The sequence below is a fragment of the Devosia sp. genome (assembly GCF_028290645.1).
Taxonomy (GTDB): Bacteria; Pseudomonadota; Alphaproteobacteria; order Rhizobiales; family Devosiaceae; genus Devosia_A.
The window spans coordinates 1-24,467 of record NZ_JAQGJL010000206.1 but is presented as its reverse complement, the minus strand read 5'-3'; the positions used below and the strand labels follow the sequence as shown (position 1 = coordinate 24,467).

Annotated in this window: 21 protein-coding genes and 1 tRNA gene; 10 read left to right on the top strand and 12 right to left on the bottom strand. The window is 65.1% G+C overall.

Translation table 11 applies throughout. The features are described from left to right. From JWQ89_RS11785 to JWQ89_RS11770, 4 genes are all read right to left on the bottom strand, one after another. Positions 1-204, bottom strand: a 204-nt coding sequence (locus tag JWQ89_RS11785; RefSeq protein ID WP_299641214.1) for a hypothetical protein, incomplete at its 3' end; no start/stop codon positions are given. Positions 205-515: 311 nt separating this feature from the next. Continuing rightward, entirely contained in the window at positions 516-1,928 is a 1,413-nt protein-coding gene (locus tag JWQ89_RS11780; protein WP_299641213.1) for an ATP-binding protein, read from the bottom strand. A gap of 4 nt (positions 1,929-1,932) precedes the next feature. Further along, entirely contained in the window at positions 1,933-3,624 is a 1,692-nt protein-coding gene (locus tag JWQ89_RS11775) for an FAD-dependent oxidoreductase (protein WP_299641212.1), read from the bottom strand. Positions 3,625-3,627: 3 nt separating this feature from the next. Beyond that, a complete protein-coding gene (locus JWQ89_RS11770; RefSeq protein ID WP_299641210.1) occupies positions 3,628-6,867 on the bottom strand; it encodes an adenylate/guanylate cyclase domain-containing protein in 3,240 nt (1,079 codons plus the stop codon). A 418-nt stretch (positions 6,868-7,285) separates the two neighbouring features. Between JWQ89_RS11770 and JWQ89_RS11765 the strand changes: the two genes are divergently transcribed. The 5 genes from JWQ89_RS11765 to JWQ89_RS11745 are packed head-to-tail and all read left to right on the top strand — an operon-like array spanning position 7,286 to position 11,747. After that, complete coding sequence (locus JWQ89_RS11765) at positions 7,286-8,107, top strand: cytochrome c oxidase subunit II (protein WP_299641208.1); 822 nt, start codon at positions 7,286-7,288, stop codon at positions 8,105-8,107. Between the two features lie 56 nt (positions 8,108-8,163). Beyond that, a complete protein-coding gene (locus tag JWQ89_RS11760; RefSeq protein WP_299641206.1) occupies positions 8,164-9,933 on the top strand; it encodes a cbb3-type cytochrome c oxidase subunit I in 1,770 nt (589 codons plus the stop codon). Further along, entirely contained in the window at positions 9,930-10,634 is a 705-nt protein-coding gene (locus JWQ89_RS11755; protein ID WP_299641204.1) for a cytochrome c oxidase subunit 3, read from the top strand. Before JWQ89_RS11760 ends, JWQ89_RS11755 begins: the two co-directional genes overlap by 4 nt. A gap of 16 nt (positions 10,635-10,650) precedes the next feature. Then, on the top strand, positions 10,651-11,373 hold the full coding sequence (locus JWQ89_RS11750) for a heme-copper oxidase subunit III family protein (RefSeq protein ID WP_299641202.1): 723 nt from the start codon (positions 10,651-10,653) through the stop codon (positions 11,371-11,373). An 8-nt stretch (positions 11,374-11,381) separates the two neighbouring features. After that, the gene (locus JWQ89_RS11745) at positions 11,382-11,747 is read left to right on the top strand and encodes a cytochrome C oxidase subunit IV family protein (RefSeq protein ID WP_299641200.1); all 366 of its coding nucleotides are present in this window, start codon (positions 11,382-11,384) and stop codon (positions 11,745-11,747) included. A 22-nt stretch (positions 11,748-11,769) separates the two neighbouring features. On the opposite strand, the gene JWQ89_RS11740 is transcribed toward JWQ89_RS11745, so the two are convergent. Continuing rightward, positions 11,770-12,204 carry a cytochrome c family protein gene (locus JWQ89_RS11740; RefSeq protein WP_299641217.1) on the bottom strand — a complete coding sequence of 145 codons (435 nt, stop codon included), beginning with the start codon at positions 12,202-12,204 and terminating at the stop codon, positions 11,770-11,772. A gap of 193 nt (positions 12,205-12,397) precedes the next feature. Next, positions 12,398-13,303 (bottom strand): hypothetical protein, encoded by a 906-nt coding sequence (locus JWQ89_RS11735; protein ID WP_299641199.1) that lies wholly within the window; start codon positions 13,301-13,303, stop codon positions 12,398-12,400. A gap of 256 nt (positions 13,304-13,559) precedes the next feature. On the opposite strand from JWQ89_RS11735, the gene JWQ89_RS11730 reads away from it, so the two are divergent. Then, positions 13,560-14,405 (top strand): hypothetical protein, encoded by an 846-nt coding sequence (locus JWQ89_RS11730; RefSeq protein WP_299641197.1) that lies wholly within the window; start codon positions 13,560-13,562, stop codon positions 14,403-14,405. Continuing rightward, positions 14,405-15,364, top strand: coding sequence for a glycosyltransferase family 2 protein (locus JWQ89_RS11725; protein ID WP_299641196.1), 960 nt, complete (start codon positions 14,405-14,407; stop codon positions 15,362-15,364). The genes JWQ89_RS11730 and JWQ89_RS11725 overlap by 1 nt, the downstream gene beginning before the upstream one ends. Here the strand turns inward: JWQ89_RS11725 and JWQ89_RS11720 are convergent. The 3 genes from JWQ89_RS11720 to JWQ89_RS11710 are packed head-to-tail and all read right to left on the bottom strand — an operon-like array spanning position 15,361 to position 17,952. Then, positions 15,361-16,218: an alpha-1,2-fucosyltransferase gene (locus JWQ89_RS11720; protein WP_299641193.1), complete on the bottom strand. Its 858-nt coding sequence runs from the start codon at positions 16,216-16,218 to the stop codon at positions 15,361-15,363. The two genes, JWQ89_RS11725 and JWQ89_RS11720, sit on opposite strands and share 4 nt — an antisense overlap. Then, positions 16,211-17,065, bottom strand: coding sequence for a glycosyltransferase family 25 protein (locus JWQ89_RS11715; protein WP_299641191.1), 855 nt, complete (start codon positions 17,063-17,065; stop codon positions 16,211-16,213). Before JWQ89_RS11715 ends, JWQ89_RS11720 begins: the two co-directional genes overlap by 8 nt. Beyond that, on the bottom strand, positions 17,062-17,952 hold the full coding sequence (locus JWQ89_RS11710) for a glycosyltransferase family 10 (RefSeq protein WP_299641189.1): 891 nt from the start codon (positions 17,950-17,952) through the stop codon (positions 17,062-17,064). Before JWQ89_RS11710 ends, JWQ89_RS11715 begins: the two co-directional genes overlap by 4 nt. Positions 17,953-18,121: 169 nt before the next feature. Here JWQ89_RS11710 and JWQ89_RS11705 point away from each other — a divergent pair. After that, positions 18,122-18,195, top strand: a tRNA-Gly gene (locus JWQ89_RS11705). A gap of 33 nt (positions 18,196-18,228) precedes the next feature. On the opposite strand, the gene JWQ89_RS11700 is transcribed toward JWQ89_RS11705, so the two are convergent. Continuing rightward, the gene (locus JWQ89_RS11700) at positions 18,229-19,725 is read right to left on the bottom strand and encodes a hypothetical protein (RefSeq protein WP_299641187.1); all 1,497 of its coding nucleotides are present in this window, start codon (positions 19,723-19,725) and stop codon (positions 18,229-18,231) included. Positions 19,726-19,880: 155 nt separating this feature from the next. On the opposite strand from JWQ89_RS11700, the gene JWQ89_RS11695 reads away from it, so the two are divergent. Then, positions 19,881-21,137: a D-amino acid dehydrogenase gene (locus JWQ89_RS11695; RefSeq protein WP_299641185.1), complete on the top strand. Its 1,257-nt coding sequence runs from the start codon at positions 19,881-19,883 to the stop codon at positions 21,135-21,137. Here the strand turns inward: JWQ89_RS11695 and JWQ89_RS11690 are convergent. Next, positions 21,125-21,574 (bottom strand): hypothetical protein, encoded by a 450-nt coding sequence (locus tag JWQ89_RS11690; RefSeq protein ID WP_299641184.1) that lies wholly within the window; start codon positions 21,572-21,574, stop codon positions 21,125-21,127. The two genes, JWQ89_RS11695 and JWQ89_RS11690, sit on opposite strands and share 13 nt — an antisense overlap. Before the next feature lie 189 nt (positions 21,575-21,763). On the opposite strand from JWQ89_RS11690, the gene JWQ89_RS11685 reads away from it, so the two are divergent. Next, the gene (locus JWQ89_RS11685) at positions 21,764-22,945 is read left to right on the top strand and encodes a tyrosine-type recombinase/integrase (protein ID WP_299641182.1); all 1,182 of its coding nucleotides are present in this window, start codon (positions 21,764-21,766) and stop codon (positions 22,943-22,945) included. Between the two features lie 51 nt (positions 22,946-22,996). On the opposite strand, the gene JWQ89_RS11680 is transcribed toward JWQ89_RS11685, so the two are convergent. After that, on the bottom strand, positions 22,997-24,467 hold a 1,471-nt coding region (locus JWQ89_RS11680; RefSeq protein WP_299641180.1), incomplete at its 5' end, for a patatin-like phospholipase family protein.

Here is a 24,467-nt window from a genome sequence, read left to right as displayed (position 1 = left end):
GATCGTCTGGGTGTTGTAGTCGCTGGTGGCATCGTCCGAGCTGACGACGTCCGTGGCGCAGTTGAACTGCTTCACGCCGCCGATGACGTTGATCAGTACGCATTCCGACAGCGTCTTCTTCGCGTGCCAGACAGGACCGGCTTGAACGGAAGTGACCGAGCTCAGTGCGACAATTGCGGCACCTGCCAAGAATAAGACTCGCATTCTAAACTCCCTGATGTGGTGAGGTTATTGTGAGCAAAGTCAGGGAGAACCCCCGCTTTCTCAGGAGTTATGAGACGCTACATTTTATCCTCAGCCAACCGATCTTGCGTATGGCGACAGTAGAACTGTCAACCCGCAGGATAGTTGTTTACCAACCTCTTGGGCGTATTCGATTGTCATGGCGGTATGGCTGACAGCGGCCACGGACGGATGACTGATCCGTTGGTATGAATGACCCAGGAGCCTGTTATGGAAAACCGCCGCCGGCCCGACATGCATGCGGGCCGGCCTCCGCTAAGGGCAGGGCGAAGTTAGAGTTTCGCACCCACCGGCAGCACGATGCGGAATTCGGTCCGGCCCGGCTTCGAGCTGAAGTCGATGCGGCCGCCGTGCCGGTTGACCACGATGTTGTGAGCGATATGGAGCCCGAGCCCGGTGCCGATGCCCTGCGCCTTGGTGGTGAAGAACGGCTCGAACACGCGGGCCGCGACCTCGGGCGGGATGCCCGGCCCGCTGTCCGCAATGCGGACCTCCACCTCGCCGCCCAGCCGTCGGGCGGCCAGCTCGAGCCGGCCCTTGCCGTCCATCGCCTGGATGGCGTTGTCGATGAGGTTGGTCCACACTTGGTTGAGCTCGCCGGCATAGGCGGTGATCGGTGGCAGGTCGGCCTCGAATGTCTTCGTCACCTCGATGCCATGCTTGAGCTTGTGGTTGAGGATCATCAGCGTGTCGTCAAGGCTCTGGCGCAAGTCGACGTCCTGTACCGGCGCCCGGTCGAGATAGGCGTAGGACTTGACCGCGTGGACGATGTCGCTGATCGCCTTCGAGGCGCGCTGGATCTCCTCCGTCAGCTGCTGCGTGGCAAGCCCCGAGCCGAGCCATTGCAACACGATCGGGAGCCGGGCCGCGGAAAAACCCGCCTCTACCGGCGCGATGCGCTCGACCGTCCAGCCATAGGCGGCCATCGCCGGCGCGATCTCCCACGCCTCCGGTACGCCCAGCTTTTCGAGCGCCGCAATCAGCCGGGACTCCTCCCGGCGGATCGCCGCGTCGGCGTCGCGCATCCTGCCGCAACCCATTACGCCGGCCTCGAGTTCGGCAAGCGCCGCGCGCTCCCCGGCGGTCAGGTCGAGCGCGTTGAGCGCCACCGTCCGCTGCCGCCAGGCCTCGAAGGCGCCGGCGAGCAGTTCCGAACTGCGCTGGATCGCGGCGGCCGGGTTGTTGAGCTCGTGCGCGAGGCCTGCGGCGAGCGTGCCCAGCGAGGCCAGCTTGTCGGCCTGCACCAGCGATGCCTCGGTGCTGCGCAGGCGCCCGACCACTGTGCGGAGCAGCGTCGTCGCCGCGCCCGGCCGGCGCTCCAGCAGCCGCCGGAACGCCTCGGGGCCGATCGCCAACAATTCGCTCGCCTCGACTGCCCGCACCGAGGCGGTGCGCGGCGCCTGTTCGAGCAGCGACATCTCGCCCAGCACCTCGCCCGGTCGGCGGGTCGCGAGCGTGATGTCCCGCACCCCCTCGCGCTTGGTGACCTCGAGCGCGCCGGAGAGGACGATATAGAGCCGGTCGCCCGGCGCGCCTTCCTCGATGATCACCTCGCCCGGGGCTGCCGTCACCCGCTCGGCCGAGCGCCAGAGCTCGTCCGCTTCCTCGTCGCTGAGATCGGCAAAGATCGGCACGGCGCGGATCAGCGCATAAGGGTCGCCAACGCCTTCGGCCGGCGGGGTCATCCGCCTACATCCCCGCCGGGCGCTGCGCCGGCGCGGGTCCCCGCAGATGCTGGTGGACCAACGTGACCGCCATCGCTCCCTCGCCGACCGCCGAGGCGATGCGCTTGGTCGATTGTCGCCGCACGTCGCCGGCGACGAAAATGCCGGGCACGCTGGTCTCGAGCCAGAACGGTTCCCGCTCGATGAGCCAGCCCTCCGGCTTGCGGTTGGGCTGGCGGACGAGGTCGGGGCCCGAGAGGATGAAGCCCTGCGGGTCGAGCTGCAGCTTGTCCTTCAGCCAGTCGGTGCGCGGCGAGGCGCCGATGAACACGAACACCGCCCGCGCCGGCACCTCGGACACCGTCCCGCTCGCCGCATCGAGGATCGCCACTGCCTCGAGGCTCTCCTCCCCGACCAGCGCGTCTATGGAGGCCCCGGCCCTCACCGCGACGTTCTCCGTCTCCTCGATCCGCTCGACGAGATATTGCGACATGCTCTCGGCCAGCGATTTGCCGCGCACCAGCAGCGTCACGGTCTTGGCGTAGCGCGCGAGGTGCAGCGCTGCCTGGCCGGCCGAGTTGCCCGCGCCGACCACGAACACGTCCTGCCCTTTTACCCCCAGCGCTTCGGTCATCGCCGCGCCGTAGTAGAGCCCCGCGCCCGAGAGCCGCTCGGCGCCCGGCACGTCGAGCAGCCGGTAGGAGACGCCGGTGGCGACGATCAGCGCCTGTGCCGCGACCTTGCTGCCATCGCTCAGCGTCAGGATGTGGTAGCCATCCTGCGTTTCGAGGTTCACCGCTTCGACCGGCGTCAGGATCTCCGCCCCGAAGCGCCGCGCCTGCTGCACGCCGCGGCGCGCAAGGTCGGCGCCGCTGAGCCCGACCGGAAAGCCGAGATAGTTCTCGATCCTGGAACTGGTGCCCGCCTGGCCGCCGGGCGCCTCGCGCTCGATCAGCAGCGTCCGCAAGCCTTCCGACGCTCCGTAGACCGCCGAGGCCAGCCCGGCCGGCCCGGTGCCGACCACCACCAGGTCGTAGGTCGCCGCCACGGCGCGCGTATGCAGCCCCACCTTCTCGGCCAGCGCCCCGATCGTCGGCCGCGACATCGCGGTGCCATCGGCGAGGATCACAAGGGGCAGGGGCTCCGCCGCCGCACCGGCAAGTTCGCGAAGCGTAGTCGCCTCCTCGTCCATCTCGATATCGAGCCAGCGATAGGGGATGAGGTTGCGGGCGAGGAATTCGCGCACCTTGTGCCCATCGGCCGACCAGCGGTGACCAACCACCCGCACCCCCTCGAACACCGGCTGGTAGTTGGCGCGCCAGTCGTCGAGCAGGTCGTCCAGGACCGGGTAGAGCAGTTCCTCCGGCGGGTGCCACGGCTTCATCAGATAGTGGTCGAGCTTCACCTCGTTGATCGCCCGGATCGCCGCATCGGTGTCGGCATAGGCGGTGAGCAGCACCCGCCGCGCCTCGGGGTAGAGCTCCATGGCCTTGGCGAGGAACTCGACCCCGCTCATTTCCGGCATGCGCTGGTCGACGACGAACAGCGCCACCACCCGATTGGCGAGCTTCAGGTCGGCCAGCACCACCAGAGCCTCCGCCCCGGACGCGGCCCGCTCGATGTCAAAGCTCGTGGCGTAGTGCCGCCGCAGGTCGCGTGTGACGGCGGCGAGAACCGAGGGTTCGTCGTCGACCGCGAGGATCACCGGTTTTTCCATCAGCTAGGCCCGCTCGACCTGGGGCAGGGGCGTGGCAGGTTGCGGCAGCTTGATTTCGTCCCTGAGGCTGGCCGCCTCCTCGCGTGCCGCCGCTGCCGCATTCGCATCGTCCAGCGCAACCGCGACATCGCCAGCGACGCTCAGCGCATTGGCAAGATAGGGTTTGAGCTCCATCCGGCGGAAATAGCTGACCGCCTCCTCGATCCGCTCGCTCGCTTCCTTGGCCCGGCCGAGCCGCAGCAGCGCCCGCGCATAAGGCATCGACAGCGCCGCGACGACGAAGTCGTTCTCGGTGCTGCGGGCGTTGTCGAGTGCACCACGGATCTTTTCGACCGATCCCATCGTGCCCTGCTCGAATTCCGCCTCGCCCACGCCGGCGCGGATCAAGTTGATGTAGTAATCCATGCCGACGGCGTCCGCGAGCTTCAGCGATCGGGCGAACTGCGTCAGCGCGTCGTCGACCCGGTGCCGGCCGAGCTCGCCGCGCCCGATACCGAAATAGGCCGCACAGGCGCACTCGAGCCCGTTGACCGACATGGCGCGATCGGCGCCGATCCGGGCGTGCTCGATGCCCTTCTCGACCTCGCCCATGTCGTAATATGCCATGCTGGCGCCGATATGGATGTCCGCCTGCTTCACCGGTGAACCGATCTTGGCCACCATCGCCAGCGCTTCGTCGATCAGTCCATTGGCCTCGTCGAACCGGCCCAGCCGGGCAAGTGCTGCGGCTCGATAGACCAGCGCATGGCCGAGCACCTCCGGGGCATCGAGCTTGCGCGCCAGTCGGATCACTTCGGCCAGCTTCTCCTCACCCGACTTGGGGTCGCGCTCGACCAGCGACCAGGTGGCGATGAACAGCGGCAGCAGCAGCACCTGGTCGTCGCCTGTTTCGGTCGCGAGAACCTGCGCCTCCTCGAGATAGGGGAAGCTGCGGGAGGGAAAGCCCGTGACCATGTGGACGTTGCCCGTCCAGGACAGTGCGAGGCCAAGCCGCCGCTTGTCGCCCAGCTTGCGTGCCAGCGTGACCGCCTGCTCCAGCCGCTCCAGCATGCCGTCGTACTGGGCTCGCCTGTTGCGCACCCACACCCATTCGAGGATCGCGTCGATCATGTCCTCGGGCCGCCGGTCGGGCAGCTTGTCGAGCGCCGCGAGGATGCGTTCACGATGCTCGAGTTCCTCGCGCACCGCATAGACCCGCCGGGCATTGTCGGCGGCGACCCTGGCGTATTGCAGCGTACGCTCCAGGTCGCCCGCCTCCTCGAAATGATGCGCCAGCAGGGCGGCGAACTCGTCGCGGCGATCGGCAAACAGCAGCTCCAACGCGCTCCCGCAACGGGCGTGGAGGTCCTTACGCCGCGAGCGCAGCAGCAGGTCGTAGGCCGCGGCACAGGTCAGCGCGTGCTTGAAGATGTATTCCCGCTCCGGATCCCGGGCCTTCTCGCGCACCAGCTGCTCGTAGGACAGAGCCGCCAGATGCGGTTCGACATGCTCGATGCGCTCGGCCAAGGGGGCGTCGCGGCAGACCGATTCCAGCACCCGGTGCTGGAATACGCGGCCGATCACCGCCGCGGTCTGCGCCACGCGCTTGGTCGCATCCGGCAGCCGGTCGATGCGCGAGCTCAAGACGCCCGCCAGCGTATCGGGAATGCTGACCTCGAGGATGGCCCGGGTGGCCCGCCAGTGCTCGCCCTCGCGCACCACCTGTCCGCCGTCGATCAGCGAGCGCAGGACCTCCTCGAGATAGAACGGGTTGCCCTCCGAGCGCGCGAGAATCTGCGCCCGGATGCTCTCGGGCAGCTCTTCGATGTGGAGGAGGTTGCCGAGCAGTTCGCCCGAGGCCGAGGCGTCGAGCGGCTCGAGGTCGATGCGGGAAAAGCTGCCGCCGAGGCTCGCCTGCAGCCGGTCGATCAATTGCCAGCTCGGCGCCTTGCGGTCCGGGCGCAGCACCGTGACCAGCATGATCGGCTCGAACACCGCGAGCGTCGCCACCTGTGCGATCAGCTCGAGCGTCGCGGTGTCCGACCAATGGAGGTCGTCCATCACCATCACATAGGGTGTCATCCGGTCGTCGGCGCGGATCACCGCCTTGATGGCGTTGACGACAGCCCCGGCGACGCCGTTGACCACCGCCTCGCCGCTCAGGACGGCGAGCGCGATGCGGCTCTCCTCGGTGTCGACCGCCAGCATGATCTCGTAGAACGGGATGTCGCCCGGCGCGAGGCCCAGCCGGTCGACCCACGCCTTCACTTTCTCGCGCACCGCCGGCGCGGCATCCATGTCGGTGGCGCCGACGAGTTGCCGGCCGAGCTGCCGCCACGGATAGTAGGGAATCGACTGGCCGTACGAGATGGCGCGGGCCTCGCGCCACACCGGCTGCACCCCGGTCTTGGCGTCGCGCAGCTGCTTGAGTTCGGCGATCAGACGCGACTTGCCGAGCCCGGCCTCGCCCACCACCGCCACCACCGCGCCCAACCCCTTGTCGAGATCCTCGAACCGCTCGCGCAGGAGCCCGATCTCCCGCTCGCGCCCGACCATGGGGGAGGTAAGCCCCTCCAGCCCGCGGGTCGGCCCCGGCGCCGCCTTGACGCGCAGCACCACGTAGGACTCGACCGGCTCCGCCTTGCCCTTCATCGCGATGCCGCCGCGCGGGGTGAAATCGAACAGCGCATGCACCAGCTTGTGGGTATCGGCGCTGATCAGCACGGTGCCGGGCTCGGCCGACGATTGCAGCCGGGCCGCGATGTTGGCCGCGTCTCCCATCGCCGTGTACTCGGTCCTGATCGCGTCGCCGACGAAGGCCAGCACCGCCGTGCCGGTATTGATGCCCACCCGAAGGTCGAAGTCGAAGCCATGGCGCTCTTTCACCGCCGCGCCGTAGGCCTTCGCCGCTTCCTGGATTTCGAGCCCGGCGCGCACCGCCCGCTCGGCGTCGTCCTCATGCGCCACCGGGGCGCCGAACAGCGCCAGCACCGCATCCCCCATCAGCCGCGAAACCGTGCCGCCATAGCGGGCCACCGCCGCGTTCATGAATCCGAAGGCGCCGTTCATGATCGTCGCCCAGTCTTCGGGGTCGAGCTGCTCCGCCATCGCGGTGGAGCGCGCCACGTCGGCGAAGAGCACCGTGGCGAACCGGCGCTCGCCCTCGATCGGCCGCGCCACATCGAGGGGCGATCCGCAATTGGAACAGAAGCGCGCGCCTTCGGCATTGCCGAATCCGCATTTCGAGCAAGTCAGCATTGCCATCTCGCAACGGCTCGAGATGCGTCACAGCGGCCGGAATTCTCGAGCACAACCGGCCGAGATACTTGCGCCGGCGATGCTAGTCCTCAACACGGTGCGGAGCAAGCAGCGCGCCCGCACAACCATTTCGTCCTCCCTCGGACGCCGCGTGTTTGTGGAGGCGGTGCGGGAATTAGCCGCAATTGACAACGCTGCCGCCCAATGTAATCGTTGTCGCCTAAGTATCGGTGGGCAAAGCAAATTTGACCCCGAATCACGCTGACGTTCGACTATTCGGGCTGTAACTGGTCCTGCGGTGATGCAGGGCGTGTGGCCGGAGACGGACACCACACGCAGCCGCATCTCTTACGGTACTTTGCCCGAACGCCTGGTTGTTGCCTTCTGTTTCATCGACTGCCCGCGGGGTGAGGATGAACAAGAGATGGTCATAGCAGTCGTATTCGTCCTGATCGTCGTCGGCTCGGTGGTGTTCCACTTCCTGAGCCCCTGGTGGTGGACGCCGATCGCCTCCAACTGGGGCTATATCGACAACACCATCATCATCACCTTCTGGATCACCGGCGCGGTGTTTTCCGCCGTGGTGCTGTTCGCGGCCTATTGCGTCTGGCGCTTCCGGCACAAGGAGGGGCAGAAGGCCGCCTACGAGCCGGAGAACAAGCGGCTGGAGAACTGGCTGATCGGCCTCACCGCCGTGGGCGTTGCCGCCATGCTCGCGCCTGGCCTGTTCGTCTGGGCCCAGTTCATCACCGTACCTGCGGAGGCCACCGAAGCCGAAGTCATGGGCCAGCAATGGCAGTGGGCCTACCGGTTGCCCGGAGCCGACGGCAAGCTCGGACTGTCCGACACCCGCCTCGTCAGCGCCGACAATCCCTACGGCATCAACCCCGACGATCCCAATGGCCGTGACGACGTGCTGATCCAGGCCGATTACCTGCATCTGCCGATCGACAAGCCGGTCAAGATCCTGCTGCGCTCCATCGACACGCTGCACGATTTCTACGTCGCCGAATTCCGCTCCAAGATGGACATGATCCCCGGCGCCGTCACCTATTTCTGGTTCACCCCGACGCGCACCGGCCAGTTCGAGGTGCTGTGCGCCGAACTCTGCGGCATCGGCCACCCCTATATGCGCGGCGGCGTGGTGGTCGACACGCAGGAGGACTACGACAACTGGCTCGCCGGCCAGTCGACTTACGCCCAACTTTACGCTCCGGAGGTGTTGAAGACGGCCGGACTGGACTAAGGCCGCCGCTCTTTCCGGGCGATCCCACATCAGACGAAGTGCGAGGAGGCACTCTGATGGTCGACGCCACACACGGGCCCGATGCCCACGCTGCCGAGTTTCCGGATGTCGAGCTCTATCATCCGCGAAGCTGGTGGACGAGGTACGTCTTCTCGCAGGACGCCAAGGTCATCGCCATCCAGTACGCCAGTACGGCGCTGGCGATCGGCATGGTGGCGCTGGTCCTCTCCTGGCTGATGCGCATGCAGCTGGCCTTCCCCGGCTTCCTCGAATTCATCGACGCCGCCGCCTACTACCAGTTCATCACCATGCACGGCATGATCATGGTCATCTACCTGATCACCGCGCTGTTCCTCGGCGGCTTCGGCAACTACCAGATCCCGCTGATGCTGGGCGCCCGCGACATGGTGTTCCCATACGTCAACATGCTCAGCTACTGGACCTACCTGCTCGCGGTGCTGGTGCTGGTGGCCAGCTGGTTCGCGCCAGGCGGTCCCACCGGCGCCGGCTGGACGCTCTATCCGCCCCAGGCGATCCTCTCCAACACGCCGGGACAGGAGGCGGGCATCGTGCTGATGCTGGTGTCGCTCATCCTGTTCGTCATCGGCTTCACCATGGGCGGGCTCAACTACATCGTGACGGTCCTCCAGGGCCGCACCCGCGGCATGACGTTGATGCGCATGCCGCTGACCGTCTGGGGCATCTTCGTCGCCACCGTCATGGCCATGCTGGCGTTCCCGGCGCTGTTCGTCGCCTGCGTCATGATGCTGTTCGACAAGCTGCTCGGCACGAGCTTTTTCATGCCGGCGGTAGCCGAGATGGGTGTGCAACTGGCCCACAACGGCGGCAGCCCGATCCTCTTCCAGCACCTGTTCTGGTTCTTCGGCCACCCCGAGGTCTACATCGTCGCCTTACCCGCCTTCGGCATTGTCTCGGACCTCCTCGCCACCCATGCGCGCAAGAACATCTTCGGCTACCGCATGATGGTCTGGGCCATCGTCATCATCGGCGCGCTGAGCTTCGTGGTCTGGGCGCACCACATGTATGTGAGCGGCATGAACCCCTATTTCGGGTTCTTCTTCGCCACCACGACGCTGATCATCGCCGTCCCCACCGCCATAAAGGTCTACAACTGGGTGCTGACGCTGTGGCGCGGCGACATCCACCTCAACCCGCCGATGCTGTTCGCGCTGGCGTTCATCGTCACCTTCGTCAATGGCGGGCTCACCGGCCTGTTCCTCGGCAATGTGGTGGTCGACGTGCCGCTGTCCGACTCCATGTTCGTCGTGGCACATTTCCACATGGTGATGGGTGTGGCGCAGATCCTCGTGATCTTCGGCGCGATCTACCACTGGTACCCCAAGATCACCGGGCGCATGCTCGACAACACGCTCGCGCATCTGCACTTCTGGGTGACGTTCGTTGGCGCCTACCTGATCTTCTTCCCCATGCACTACCTCGGTCTGATGGGGGTGCCGCGGCGCTACTTCGAATCCGGCGATATCTCGTTCCAGCCGCCATCGGCGCACGAGCTCAACGTCTTCATCACCGTCATGGCGCTGACCGTCGGGGCCGCACAGCTGGTTTTCGTCTTCAACCTGATCTGGAGCATCCGGCACGGCAAGCCGGCGGGCGGCAATCCCTGGCGGGCCACCACGCTCGAGTGGCAGACCCCCCAAACGCCGCCCGCGCATGGCAATTTCGGCCGCGAACTGCCGGTCGTCTATCGCTGGGCCTATGACTACAGCGTGCCCGGCGCACCGGAGGACTTCATCCCGCAGAACCAGCCCGGCCCGACGCCCCCGCATCACGAGGGCTCGGAATGAGCGTCGTCATCATGTTGTTCGCCGGATTCGCGGCCTTCGCCGGCTGGTGGCTGGCGCAGCAGCGGCTGACCTCCAAGCCCTGGCTGGAGCAGGGCGTCATCGAGGGCGTCCCGGATTTCGAGGCGTCGCATGATCCCGCCAAGCGCGCCGGCCTCGGCTTCTTCCTTGCCATCGTCGGCTCGATGTTCACGCTGCTGGCCGGCGCTTATTTCATGCGCCGCGATCTTGGCGACTGGCAGGCCTTGCCGGTGCCGCCGATCCTCTGGATCAACACCGGCGCGCTGGTGCTGAGCAGCCTGGCGCTGGAATACACGCAGCGCTCGGTGCGACGGGGCGATATCGTCCGCCTCCGCGTCGGCCTCGCCGTCGCCGCCCTGTTCGCGCTGGCGTTCCTCGGCGGGCAGCTCATCGCCTGGCAGCAGCTTTCGGCCGAGGGCTACTACGTCGCCACCAACCCCGCAAACAGCTTCTTCTATCTCGTCACGGGCCTGCATGGCCTCCACATCCTCGGCGGTCTCGTGGCGCTGGGCTGGGCGACGGCGAAGGCCTGGGGCAGCGAGAAGGTCGAGGGCGTGCGGCTCAATGTCGAGCTCTGCGCCACCTACTGGCTGTTCATGCTGTTCGTCTGGGTGGTGCTGTTCAGCCTGATCGCCGGCTGGGCCAGCGCGTTCATCGAACTCTGCGGGCAATTGCTGAGCTAAAGGGGGAGCAAAGACGATGTCCGATCCAGCCGTGACCCATTCGCCGCCGGCCGAGCCGCAACTGCCGGGCCTCGAAGGCTTCGTTTCCGACTGGTCATCCGACCGGACCGCCTTCAAGACGGCGTCCTGGGGCAAGGCGATGATCTGGATCTTCCTGCTCTCGGACACCTTCATCTTCAGCTGTTTCCTGCTCTCCTACATGACGGTGCGCATGTCGACGGAAGCGGCGTGGCCCAACCCGAGCGAGGTGTTCGCGCTCGAGATCTTCGGCGTGCACATACCGCTGATCCTCATCGCCATCATGACCTTCGTCCTCATCTCCTCGAGTGGCACCATGGCGATGGCGGTGAACTACGGGTATCGCCGCGACCGCAAGAAGACCGCCATCCTGATGCTGGTGACCGCCGCCTTCGGCGCCACCTTCGTCGGCATGCAGGCGTTCGAGTGGACCAAGCTGATCTCCGAAGGTGTGCGTCCGTGGGAGAATCCGTGGGGCGCGCCGCAGTTCGGCTCGGTGTTCTTCATGATCACCGGCTTTCACGGCACCCACGTCACCATCGGCGTGATCTTCCTCCTGATCATCGCGCGAAAGGTCTGGCGCGGCGATTTCGACACCGAGAAGAAGGGGTTCTTCACCTCACGCAAGGGCCGCTACGAGATCGTCGAGATCACCGGGCTCTACTGGCACTTCGTCGATCTGGTCTGGGTGTTCATCTTCGCGCTGTTCTATCTGTGGTGAGAGGCAAAATGGCTGAGGCACATCTGGGATCGGACACCATGGTGCAACCTGCGGCGCATGCCGAGGGCCAGCAGCATCCCATCCGGCTCTATCTCATCGTCTGGTTCTGGTTGTTCGTCCTGAGCGCCTGCTCGTACCTCGTGGACCTGCTGCAGTTCCAGGGCTACCTGCGCTGGGGCCTGATCCTCATGCTGATGCTCGGCAAGGCGGGCCTGATCATCGCCGTGTTCATGCACATGGCCTGGGAGCGGTGGGCGCTGATCTACGCCATCCTGGTGCCGCCGGTGCTGGTGCTGATCTTCGTCGTCATCATGGCGTTCGAGGCGGACTACACCTTCTTCACCCGCGCCGAGTTCTTCGGCGCGGGCGGTTGAGGGGCAGGGGCGACGAGACCCCCTACTGGGCAGGCGTCGCGGGCGCCGGTTCCGCCGCCGGTGCCGCTGCCGGGGCAGCGCCAGGTTTGTAGTCGGGCGAGAACGTCGCGATATAGGCGATGACGTTGGCAATGTCCTGGGGATTGGGCAGGCCTGGGAAGGTCATCTTGGTGCCTGGGACGAAATCCCTGGGCTTGGTCAGGAATTTGGTGAGGGTCTCGGGCGTCCAAACCAGCCCGCCTGCACCCGCATCCTTCATCGCCTGCGAGTAGTTGTAACCCGGAAGCGTCCCTGCGGTCCGTCCGAGCACGCCGTTGAGTTCCGGGCCTATCTTGTTCGTGGCCCCAGGTCCTATCGAGTGGCAGACGGTGCACTTCTTGAACACCTGTTCTCCGGCGGTCGCGTCACCTGTGGGCAACGCTGTGCCTTGGGCCAACGCTCCGCCGGCGCTCAGCATGAGAGCGGCAATTGCAATCGCAGTCCGAACCATCTCACGTTCTCCCTGACTGGCCGCCTCGCGAACCGAAATCAGCTCCCGGATCGTCGGGCCAAGGCAACGACTATAGCGCAAGCCGTCGAGAGTGCCAAAGGCCCGAGGCCGCAGGCCGGTGGCAGCGAAAGCGCGCGCCCATGCGTCGCGTCCCGGACCATCAGGACGAAGCAATGGCTTCGGCTTCCGCGCTGATGCGCAGCCGCCAATAACTCATGGTCATGCGATGCCACTCCCGGGGATTTTGCGTCACGGCCAGGGTGTTTGCTGCGACCTGCGCCGGGTCGAGCCGAGTGAGGTCCTCGCACTCAACCACCGGGAGCCCGCGATATAGGTCTTCGCCGCACACACCTTGTTCCACTACGGGGACAACCCCCAGATAGAGCGCCTCCCAGGTGCGATGGCAATCGATGCCGTTACCAGGCGGCGATACGCACCAGCGGCAGCTTGCCATGTCAGACAAATAGCGGCGAAACCGCCTCTTGGGCGCAATCCATGCGTTCTTCAGCTCGCTCATGCTGTCGAGTATCGGAGCACGCACCGCTGGATTGGTCCGCACGAGAAAGTTCACATAGATAAGCGGCTGGCGCTCTGCTGGCGGTCGCCGGACCTGCTCGATGAACCTCATCAGCTTGCCATGCCGCCATTGCGCGTTGGCGAGGCCGATCGGCAGCGGCGCAAGCTTGGGATGACGGATGGCTGCGTTCTGCCCGAACCATGCCCGGATACGGTCATCCCCCAGTTGCGGCAGGTAGCGGGCATCGACCGGCGAGTCGCTGTTGTGAGTGATGAGGACAAAGGAGTGGTCGAGTCTGGGGAATACGTGCTCGAAAAACGAGGGAAGCAGATGCGTATAGACGAATATCCGTCGCTTTCCCCTGAGCCTCGCCAAGGCGTCAGGCGTCGGCTCGAGTTGCTCCTGATCGCCCTGAAACAGTGCGATATTCCTCACCCCAGCGGCACGCATCGACCGATGAAACCGGACCATCGGTTTTGTAGTCACGGTAATTTCCGAAAGCGCCTGGAGCCGCTCCCCGGTGATGATGTCGTCGGCCAAAAAGTCCATTGCCGTCCTGCGATCCCTACTTGGTGCCGAGTGACTAGCTATGTGCTAGGGGAAGGCGGATGTCGCCACTCCGGGCCAAGACAAGCCCGCCGAACGGCTAGACCCATGTTTTTCTTCGAGGGCAGCTTCGTTGCTTCCAATCGTTTACGTGCATCTCGGTCCACGCGTTGCCACGCATTTGATCGATTCGATCCGGCAGTCGCAACGCGAGTCGCCAGCGACACCCATCTATGTCGTCTTGTCGGAAGATTCGACGATGATCGAAATGGCCGACCGCTGCGGTGCCGAGGTGATCCTGACCTCGCAGCTCAAGCGCACTGCGGATCACCAGCTGTTCGACAAGAGCATCAATAGGAAGGCCGGCCGGAAGCAGGGGTTCTGGGTCTTCACCACAGAGCGCTTCTTCTACCTCGAAGAGGCGATGCGCCATCTCGGGATCGAGCGCCTGCTGCATCTCGAATCCGACAACCTCATTTTTTTCGACGTCGCAGCCTACGAGGAGCGCCTGACCGCCCTCTATAGTGGGCTCGCTGCGCCATTTCTGAACGACAACAGCTGCGTTCCGGGTGTGTTCTTCGTGGGCGCCCTTGATGCACTCGTGGGGCTCAACGGTTTCATCGCCAGGCGCGTGGCGCGGGAGCGGCGTGACCGCCCATTGATTGCCCGCCTCCGTTCTCCGCGCGTCAGGATGGGAACTCCACTCAACGACATGAACCTGCTTGCGGCCTATCGGGATCAGGTCGGGGAGCAGGGGTTCGAGCTTCTCCCGACGTCACCACCCGCCTATGAGATGGAGTGGAGGGCCAGACCCGGCCCCTCTGCGCCTGGGGCTCTCGGCTATTCCCGCGGCCACGACACGCTCGGCATGGTTTTCGACGCGGCGGCCATCGGGCAGTATCTGATGGGCATGGACCGCCACTTTCATCCGCGGGCGACCGGCATGAGTCATATCAACCGGAATGCAATGCTCGACCCGCGGGATTTCGAGTTCGAACTGGTGAAGGACGAGCGCGGCCGCGTCCAGCCCACGATGCAGCGCGGCGGGGTCCGCTATCGCATAGGCTCCATTCACAACCACTCCAAGGTGAACTTCTTTCTGTGATGCCGGATCGATCAACCCTCGCAGGGCCAGAAATCATCTCGGGCCGCAGCTTTTCGCCCCCCGACCTACGGGTCGCCGAGCGGTTGCCGGGAATCAGCGCGTTCCTGCGCATCCGCAACGGTGCGGATTTTCTCGAGGCGACCATCGAGAGCCACCTGCCGCATTTCGACGAGATCGTCGCCGTTTACAATCTCTGCACCGACGCCACGCCCGACATCCTGCTGCGGCTGAGGCAGAAGCACGGACCCAAGCTCCGGGTGCTGCATTACGTCGATCGCGTGTTCCCGCCCGGTAGCGAAGGTCATGCGCGCACCGGTCCAGCGTCCCCCGCGAGCTTCGTCAACTACACCAATGTGGCGCTCGCCGAGACGCGCCACCGCATCGTCGCCAAGATCGACGACGACCATCTGGCGATCCCGACTGCCATGGCACAACTGGTTGCCCGCCTGCGGGCCGAGCCGGCGAGCAACATCCTCGAGTGTTTCTCCGGGCCAAATCTCATGCGCGACGCAAAGACTGGTATGCTCGGAGTCTGCAACAGCGTGCGGATTTCGGGGCTCGGTGACGTCGGATTCTTCCACGTCAACCCCGAGACCTACTTCACCCATGACCGCCGCTTCGAGATGTTCCGGACGGTGAACCTCAAGCGGCGCTTCGCCGGTTTCGTCTATTGGCACCTGAAATATCTCAAGGCCGGCAATGGTTTCGAGAACTATGAACTCAGGGACAACCCGCAGAGCCGCTACCACAAGCAGCGCGCCCGCTTCCAGGCCTCAGAGGTGATTTCAATGGCGGACCTGCGCCAAAAGCTTAAAGCAGATCGCTTCCGGCTGGCGCTCCTCGCACCTTTCTCGGAGCGGCACGCCATCCGGCTGGGGCAGGTGGATGCGCTGCTGGCCGGCGCGCCAATGGAGGACGAGGCGGCCGCCGAAGCGCGGCTCGAGGCGTTCCGCAGCTAGGACGGCACGCGCGTCCAATCGGCAGGCACGAGGTCCCTGTCATCGAGCGAGGCATCGGCGAACCACCGCGCCGGCGCGAATTTCCGGCCATTGCCCGGCGCGGCCAGCCACGCGCCCCACCAGCTGAACGATGAGTTGGCGACAATGTGGTGCTGCGCCAAAGTCATCAGCCAGAGATCGGCCAGCCCCGGCCGGGGGCCTGCATCACCCACGAAGACGAGGCGCCGGACCGCCGGCAGGTTGGCCCGCGCCCAGGCGATGTCGTCGGAGAAAACGAACACCGTGCTGTCACCCGGCAGCTGCTCGATGGCGCGCTGGTAGTAGGCGATCGAGCATGTCCCGTGAATGGCGTTGACGTGCGCCTTGCTGACATAGTCGCCCCGCCTGACATGCACCGCCGCCGAGTCCCTCTCGGTCATCGCCCGGGCGATCGCCAGGCTTTCGCTGTCGCGGGCCGGCGGTGGCGTCAGTTCGCGCCGGATCGCCTCAGCGCTGCTTTCGAAATAGCGGGGTGATTGAAAATAGCCATCGAGGACCACCGGCAAGGCAAGGTCGAGGAAGGCCGGGTCGAAGCGGAAATGCGGTTCCCGATAGACCCGAGCCCTGGCCTCCGGCTCTCGTGATTTGGCCCCGAACCGTTTCCAGAACCCACCCGACGCGGGGACAAGCCGTTTGGCGATGATTGGAAAGGCATCGAGTTCAAAGTGCCGGTGCCGGCTGTTACGATAGAACGTGACGTCGAGCCCGACGTCCCCGCCGTGGCGCAGTGCCAAGGCCCGCGCGGCGGCATACTTGAACATCTGGTTTCCAAGCCCGCCGGATATCGCAACGGTGACCGTGTTGCCGTCAGGCATGAGGAATTTCCTGTCCCCGTTTCGCCGCCGCGTCGATGCCTGTCCCGGTATCCGCGGCAAAGGGCACGGTGCGGAGGTCATTGCCGGGCATCCGTCCCCGGATCTCGCGCATAAGTGCCTCGCTGAGGCGCAAAACGGCGCGGCGCCCGTCGATCCACGGACCGTGCCGGAAGAAGCGGCCGCGCCTCTTGCGCCGTTCCACCGTGGTGGCGAATGTCGCGCTTTTCCCCGCGCGGTTCAGGATGTCGTATTGCACGCAGGGGGCCGGGGATACCTGGACAATGTGGAGAGTCCGGCTGATCCGGGATTGCGGTGCGAACAGCACCTGGTCGACGGTGTCGGCTATCGGATCGGTCAGGCCGAGCAGGCGCTCGGCGCAGATTCGGGTGATGACATAGCCAGCCGTGCCGCCCTGCCAACTGAGGAGCCTCCGCCCCTCGTACCGCCCCCCGAGTGTTGCGCGGTCGCCGCCCAGCACGACATCGCGGAGCGTCGTCTCGAGCTTGATGACATCGCCGCGCGGCGGGTGGGCGTCGATCGTAGCGAGGAGGCCGCCGAGGTCGGCCGCCAGCAGCGCGTCGTCCTCGAAGACCGCAGCCCGCGCCTCTCCGCTTTCGACCAGCACCCGCCACGCGGCACGGTGGCTCATGAACACACCGAGTTCGCCCGGATTGAGCGGTTGGAACTGGAAATGCCGCGACGACAAGGCAAGCCGTTGCATCGGATCCATCGCCATGCCGTCGACCGCAGCGATGCGCGTCACATCAAGCTGCGCTCCCTGCGCCTGCGCCAGAAAGTGCGCCAACCGCTCGGGACTTCGATCGAGGTTGATGACGTAGCTTTTCAAGACATTGCCCTTTGAGGTGCAGCGGTCCATTCGTCCAGCACGCATTGCGCGGCGTTGCGCTCATAATGGGCGTAGTTCGCCGCCCGCGAGCGGTTGTTGGCAATCGCCTCGCGCCGGGATTCGTAGTCTGCGGCCGAAAGCATTGCGACCGCTGCCTTGATCTCGTCGAGGCTCTGGCAAGCGATCATGCCGCGCACATCGAAAAACTCTGCGATATCCGGCGCGCCCCAATAAATCGGCACCGTCTCGCACAACAACGCATCGATCAACTTCTCGGTGAAATAGCCCCTCTCCCGCGAATTCTCGATGACGATGGAATAGCGATAGGCCGCCAGCCCTTCCGACTTTTGCTCGAACCAGCGGTAGCCACCGCCCATGATCTCGACGTCGACCCCCGCGTGCCTGAGCCAGTGCACGGTCTCGTGCCGCAGCTTGTGGCCGACCAGCGACGCCTTGGCCGAGGCGATGATCGAGAGCATGCGGGTCTTGCTGCAGTCGAGCGTTTCCCACTCCGGCACCCAGGTGTTGCCGCACGAAAAGAACACGGCGTTCGGCGTTGTCTGCAACAGCCGGGCGTTGCATGTCAGGATGCGAAAGAACCGCCGGTGGAGCCAGCGCAGCAGGCGCATATACCGCCCGTGAAAGGCCTCCGGCTCACCGACCACGACGGAGAGCCGCGCCCTGACACCGGCAAGCGAGCCAAAGAACAACCAGGAGCCGAGATAGACGATCAGATGATCGTCCGGGCCAAGGTTGGCGATGGTCGATCCCGGCGCGAGCTCTGGCGACCCCAGCGGCCAGTGGAGCTGATCGAGCGCAATGGCTGCAAGCCTGCCGCGACGTTTGATTCCATAGGGCACCACGGCGATCAGGGGAGAACCCGTCATCTCGAATTTCTCATGCGGACGCCGCGTCATTGTCGACCGCAACGCCTCACAGAGCGGCCGCCCGATGTCAATTGCCGGCGGCAACCCATACGCCTACCGCCGCTCTCCTCGCCACGCGCGCCGCGAAGTCTTGACGTCAGCCCGCGCTTTCGGCACATACAACCCCGTCGCGGGTGTAGCTCAATGGTAGAGCAGAAGCTTCCCAAGCTTACGACGAGGGTTCGATTCCCTTCACCCGCTCCATCCCAGAGTTTTCCACAGACTGAATGGTGTCGCCTATCCGGCAGGCGTTCCTCCGGTTTCGGGGACTGCGACCCAGCTTTCGGGGAGGAAGCCGCGTTCGTCGATCGGCCAGCTGGCGTCGGGCGGCAGTTGTGGGCGGCCGTCGGCGCAGGACCAGGTGCCGCTGGGCGCCATCAATTGATCGACCTGGGGGTAGCGCCGGCAGAACTCCTGCATCTCGGTGACCGTCGGCGCCATGTCGCAAACCGGGCCGACATATGAGGTGCAGGCCAGTACCGTGCCCTCGAAGCAGCGCCAGCGCACGCGGTCGCGCGCGGTGCTTGGCGGGATCAGCAGCGCCTGCGCGATCGCATCGGTGAAGGCGGGGCCGCTGTAACGGTTGTCGACATAGTCGATGGTCTTGACGGCCCGGCAATAGCTGAACGGGTCGGCGTAGGTCTCGGTTTGCGTCGTGGTGCCGACCAGCGCCGGCTCGTGGGCCGCTTCGAGGGGCGCGACCGCCGACGGGGCCGCGACCCTGACTGTCTCGGGTGTCGTGAGCTTCGGCAGGGCTGGCGGCGCCGTGGCTGGGGCGGCCGGTATCTCGTTCGCCGCTGCAATGGCGGTTGCCTGCGCCGGCGGGGCAGGCAGTCCAGCGGGCATGCCGCCGCGATAGAGCACGTATCCTCCTGCAAGGAGGAGGCCCAGGGCGAGGACCGCGCCCCCCGCCGCCATTGCCGCGACGAGCGCGCTCCCCTGTCCACGCCGCCCCTTTGCCGGCGGCATCTCCCGCTGGACCAGCCGCTCGGGTCGGATATCGCGATCGCTGCGCCCCGGAACCGGGCGCGACTCAACCTCGATCGGTCGAGGTTCCGGCCGCACTTGCGCTTCGCCGCGGGACGATTGGGGCGGTTGCGGCGGTGGCGGGCTGCGCCGTACCTCGGCCCAGTCATCACCCCCGCGGTGCGGCCTTGGCGCATCGTCGTCGTGCCACCGCAACGGGATGCTCTCGGCGCGTGTGGGCACGGTCAGGTCGTCGAGCGTCAGGGGGATCGTCCGGCGGGGCGGGGGCGGCTGCTCGTCGCGCGGCATCAGCAGCGGATCCATCCGCAGCGCCGCCTCGCGCTCGATCTCGCCATTGTCGTCCAGCCCCGCGGCCTCGGCGAGCCGCCCGCGTCGGGCCATGCGCCGGCGCCTTAGCTGCAACTCGCCGGCGAGAAACGCCAGCAGCGCGCCAAGCCCCGCTGCTGCGGCGGGGGCGATGAGTTGGTAGTTGAAATGCTGCGGCATCGACAGCCCGACGCCGAGCCACCCCACCGCCGCGCCGAGCAGCAGCAGGGCCGCAAACCCGGGCGTCACCGTGGCAAGCAGCCCGCCGGCGAGCGCCGCGGCGGGAATGGCGTACCAGACGATCGTGCCGAGCAGGCGCTCGCTGGAGTTCGCCGACCACATTTCGAGAAACGGCGACATCAGGTCGGTACGCAGCGCGCTCGGCGCAAGCAGCGCGAACAGCCCGGCCATCAATCCCAGGAATAGCGCCGCAATTCTCACCGTGTTCCCCCGACGGTCCTGTCGCGCCCCACCGCGCGAACATGCCCAGCGGCGGGCCGGAGCGCAAGCGGGGTCGCGCGCCATCCCGTTGCAGCAGGCTGGCCATGCCGCTGTGCCCGCTTGCCTTTCGGCCCGGGCTCATGATGATGAGCGCCATGAAGGTCCTCATCCTCGGTTCGGGCGTCATCGGTATCACCTCCGCCCATTATTTGGCGGAGGCGGGCCACGAGGTGACGGTGATCGACCGCCAGCCCGGGCCGGGGCTCGAGACCAGCTATGCCAATGCCGGCGAGCTGTCCTACGGCTATGCCTCGCCCTGGGCCGGGCCCGGCATCCCGGCCAAGGCGATCAAATGGCTGCTGATGCAGGATGGGCCGCTGGTGCTGAGGCCCAAGCTCGACCCGCGCATGTGGATCTGGGGGCTGCAGCTGCTCGCCAATTGCACCGAGCGCGCCTACGCCACCAACAAGGGCCGCATGGTGCGGCTCGCCGAATACTCGCGCGACATGATGATCGCGTTGCGCGCCGCCACCGGCCTTGCCTTCGATGGCCGGCAGCAGGGCACGGTGCAGCTCTTCCGCGAGCAGAAGCAGCTCGATCACGCCGCCGACGACATCGCCGTGCTGAAGCAGTACGGCGTGCCCTACGAGGTGCTCGATCCCAAAGGCTGCGTAGCCGCCGAACCCGGCCTTGCCAGTGCCACCGTGCCGTTCGTCGGCGGCCTGCGTCTCGCCAACGACGATACCGGCGACTGCAGGATGTTCACCGACGGGCTCGCAGCGCTCGCCGCCGGCAAGGGCGTCGCCTTCCGCTACGGCACGCGGATCGAGCGCATCCTCGCCTCGGGTGGCGCCGTCACCGGCGTGACGACTGACAAGGGCGTGCTCACCGCCGATGCCTATGTCGTGGCGCTGGGCAGCTATTCGCCGCTGCTGCTGCGGCCCCTCGGCATCGACCTGCCGGTCTATCCGATCAAGGGCTACTCGCTCACCGTGCCGATCACCGACGAGTCGGTGGCGCCGGTCTCGACGGTGATGGACGAGACCTACAAGGTGGCGACCACCAGGCTCGGCGATCGCATCCGCGTTGGCGGCACCGCCGAGATCGCCGGCTACGACACGGCGCTCCACCGGTCCCGCCGCGGCCCGCTCGATCGCTCGCTGCGCGAGCTGTTCCCGCATGCCGGCGACCTGTCGAAGGCGAGCTTCTGGTGCGGGCTGCGGCCCATGACCCCCGACGGAACGCCGGTCCTGGGGCGCTCGAAGCTTTCGAACCTGTACCTCAACACCGGCCACGGCACCCTCGGCTGGACCATGGCCGCGGGCTCCGGCCGGGTGCTCGCCGACATCATCTCGGAGCGGCGGCCGGACATCGAAATCGGCGACCTGGATCTCTCCCGCTACGCCTCCTGATCGCGTTGCCGCGCCCCCGACTGACGGTGGAGGCGGGTCTTGCCGTGGACGGTCTTGGCCCAGAAATGCGGCTGGGCGACGAGTTCGACCAGCGCCAGCACCGCCGCCACCGAGTGCAGTATCCAGTACAACGGCAATGCCAGCTGCTGCACCAGCAGGTCGCGGCGGCCGAGCCGCCTCAGCCCCATGAAGACCAGTAGCGCGGGCCCCGCATAGCCCACGATGAAGATGACGGCAGCCAGTCCGTCCCATATATCGAGCGGCGCCGGCTGGTGCGGCGCGAGCGCGCTCCAGAGCAGCGACACGAGAAACATCGTGTGCAGTGGCGCCGAGAGCACCATGCTGCCGACATAGATCTGGAAGCCGAGGAAACCCCGCCAGCCGAGATCGCGCCGCAGGCCGCGCCAATCGCTGTTGTGGACGATCAGCGTCTGCATCCAGCCTTCTAGTATGCGTCCACCAGCATCCGCTGAAGTCCGCTGGTGACACTTTATTCAACGAGATCAAATGCTTAAGATCCGCCTGTGTTCAGAGACGTTCCTGAGCATCCGCGGATTTTGTTGCGACGGTGTTGCGACGGAGGAATGATGAAGAGTGGGTCTGGACGTGTATTAGCAACCGTCAACTTGACCGCCGCAGGCATCGATGGCCTCCGTCCGAAACTTGATCCGTTTTTGGTGCGAGACGCGCGCACGACTGGATTAGGGGTTCGTGTCGCTACGTCGGGCATTAAGAGTTGGGATCTCAGCTTCCGTATCAAGGGTAAGCCCAACTCCAAGCGACTCTCTCTTGGCTTTGTCACGGATGTGAGCCTCCAGGACGCGCGCTCTCGGGCGAGGGTTCTAGTTGCGGCGGCGAGGGCAGGAAGAGACCTGCTTCTCGAGGAGGCAACGGCCCGCCGTGAAGAGGAAAATCGCATCACGGTGGCCGACCTTGTCGAGAGGTACGTCTCAAGGCGGGTGAAAGGGCGCCTCAGAACAGCACTGGAGATTGAGAGACGGCTCTATCGGGCGCTTACACCGGTTCTGCAATGGAAGCTTGAAAAACTGACTCGGCGCGACATCAGGCAGCTCCTAGATCCCGTCGCCGATGCAGGATGGCTTCGAGAGGCTGAGAAGCGGCGCCAAGGGATCGGTGCGATGCTAAATTGGGCGGTCGCGCAAGACTACCTAGAGATCAATCCCAGTGCTGGCCTCCAGTCCTACGGGAACGGTGAACCGAGAACGCGAACACTTACCGACGATGAGATCTCTGCACTGTGGAATTGGCTGTCGGTGCCGGACCAGCGTTCGAGTTCAGCCACCATTCTAAAAATCCAGTTGCTCTTAGGTGCGCGCTGTTCGGAAGTGGCTGGAATAACGGTCGGAGAAATTGACCAACACACCTGGATCTGGACACTACCGGCCTCCCGCTCAAAGAACGGCCGAGCGCGAGAGACGCCGCTAGTGGGACAGGTCCGAAGGCTATTAGAGGAGCAGTTGTCCTTGGTCCGAACGTCCGCGATATTCGCAACCTCCGGCGGGGTCACCATGACTGCTAGGGACGTCGGCTCGTACCTTCTCAACAGGTCCAAGAGACTGCCTGTCCCCAAATTCGCTACTCACGACCTTCGTCGAACGGTTGCGACGAGGTTGGTTGAACTCGGTCATTCCATCGACCTGATAGCCGCGCTATTCGGTCACCAGTCAGGTTCTTCAGCGACTAGTACGCTATTTCGACACTATGTGCATACCCAACAGTTGGACCAGAAGGCGGACCTGCTTGCGTCTTGGGACGCACACGTATTGAAATTGTCCCAGGGCAACTGAAGGGATACGCAAACTGCAGCCGCTATGTCCGCTTGGTGCCAAACGCGGATGCTACTTCGCCGCCCCGTTCGAGTGACCGGCCACGCTCGCGTGCTCAAGCGGCGCCAGCTCGGCCACAATGCGCTCGCGAAGAGCTGTCACTTCGGCACCCGAAACCATTTGCCGCAAGGTTCGCTCGGAAACCCAGAAACCGGGCGAGATCGAAACTGGGCGAGCCGGTAACTGGCTCCCAAGCGTAGACTCTTCCACGGTCCGTGAGGTCATGACTTTGCCGTTCTTGGTAATGTAGACGCCGGCAACCTGTGCATAGGTCGCGAGCCGATCTTGAACAAAGCGATTGTGCAGGACCTGATCAATTCGGTTGTTCTGGCCACCTTCGACATCGAGAACCAGCACACCGAGCGGTGTCTTCCTCCCATCCGGCGTCAGGATCCAGTCCTCTGAGTTCCGGAAGATGGGGACGGAGTACACGACCGATACGTTCTTGGGTCGCAAGGCGTGCTCGAACTTATAGTGCGGATGCTTCCTAGCGCGTTCGGCGATGTCATTGACGAGAGCAACGATGGGTTGCTTCAAGGCGAAACACTTTCCCGGCCCATCGGAGGACTTCCAGATGCGCAGCCGGTCGTCGGCGTCACTATGGGAACAATACGCAACCTTAGCGACATCATCGCCAACCGAAAGGACGATGCTTGCTCGTACGGAGAGCCCGCGAACCGAACGGGCCTCGATCGTGCCCTTGAAGAAGTTGGCGATAATGCGAAGGACGATCCGCATCATTTCGGGATCCCTGGGGCCTAGCTCGCGGTCAAAAAACTCGATTGAGGCTTTGTAGCCTTGGTCGAACAACTCCCTGGACCTCTCAGCAAGGCTGTCGAACTCCAGCGTGCTGATGTCTGTCTTGAGTTCGACCACGTGGCAATCGTCGATGCCGCGAGTTTCGAGAACCTTTCCGCCCGACAGCCAAGTGTTCACCAGTCTGCCGGCGAACTGAAGAAAGTTCTGGTCCTGCGTCGACGTCTGCAAACCGGGCACCGCCAGATCTACAAGACGGAAACCGAAGGTAGGAAGCGGCTCCTCCGAGGTCATCCGCAGCTCATCCAACACCCAGGCGGGCAGGTTTGAGAGTACGCCGCCATCAACGAAGCGTCGGTCCTGCATCTGCGGGGGCATGAAAAAGAATGGGAAAGCGGCCGAAGCCATCACCGCCTGTGCGACAGGCACTTTCTCGTCGCCTGGGCCACCGAAGATCGCAATGTCGCCGGCGCCAAGATCGGTGGCAACAACAAGCAGGGGCCGCGGCATCTGTTCGAAGGTGACCGGATCTTCCTGATTCGCGAGCCCCAGCTTCTGCTTGAGCGAATTGTCGAGCCATTGGACTACTGGCCCGCTGTCGTGGATGCCATGAGCGTTCCAGAGGTCACCAAGAAAACGACGGTGACGAATGGCTAGCGGTGGAACGGAAAGATAAGCCCTCGCCATCATCCACAGCATTTGCAGGTTCCCTCGCTTCTTGGCGGGG